Origin of the sequence: Pseudomonas sp. WS 5010 (genome assembly GCF_012985565.1) — a bacterium.
Taxonomy (GTDB): Bacteria; Pseudomonadota; Gammaproteobacteria; order Pseudomonadales; family Pseudomonadaceae; genus Aquipseudomonas.
Genome location: NZ_JAAQWQ010000042.1, coordinates 1 through 506 on the forward strand (window position 1 = coordinate 1; position 506 = coordinate 506).

Annotated in this window: 1 protein-coding gene; it reads left to right on the forward strand. The window is 59.9% G+C overall.

Going from position 1 to position 506, the window contains the following annotated elements; all coding sequences use genetic code 11:
- A partial coding sequence (gene zapE / locus HBO11_RS28495; protein WP_170059079.1) for an AFG1/ZapE family ATPase occupies positions 1 to 506 on the forward strand: 506 nt, incomplete at both ends.

Sequence of the window (506 nt, forward strand, 5' to 3'; positions counted from 1 at the left end):
ACCTCTACGGCCACGGCTTTAACCGTGACCGTATTGCTCCCGGTATCAGCGCGATCCTCAAGCATATGGAGGTGGTGGCGGTGAACGGTATTGAAGACCACCGCCTGCATCCCGGCATTGCCCATCAGCGCTATTGGGTGACCGGGCCGGGCCAGCCGAGTGCGATAGAACCAGTGTTCAGGGCCTTGACCGAGGGCCAGGCGGTGTCTGACCAGCCCATTGCTGTGTGCCATCGCTCGCTGAACGTGGTGCAGGCCAGTGGTGGTGTGCTGTGGTGCAACTTTCATGAGTTGTGCGAGCAGCCGCTGGCGGCCACTGAGTTTATGGAGATTTGTGATCGCTACACAGTCATGTTGCTCAGTGACGTGCCGTGCCTGAGTGCCGAGCAGCGCGAAGGCAAAATCGCCCGGGGTACGGAAGACGGAGTGGTGAAAGTAGAGGCGGGGGATCGCGAGCTGCCGCAGTTATCCAAATACGACGACAGCGTGCGACGTTTCATCGCCAAA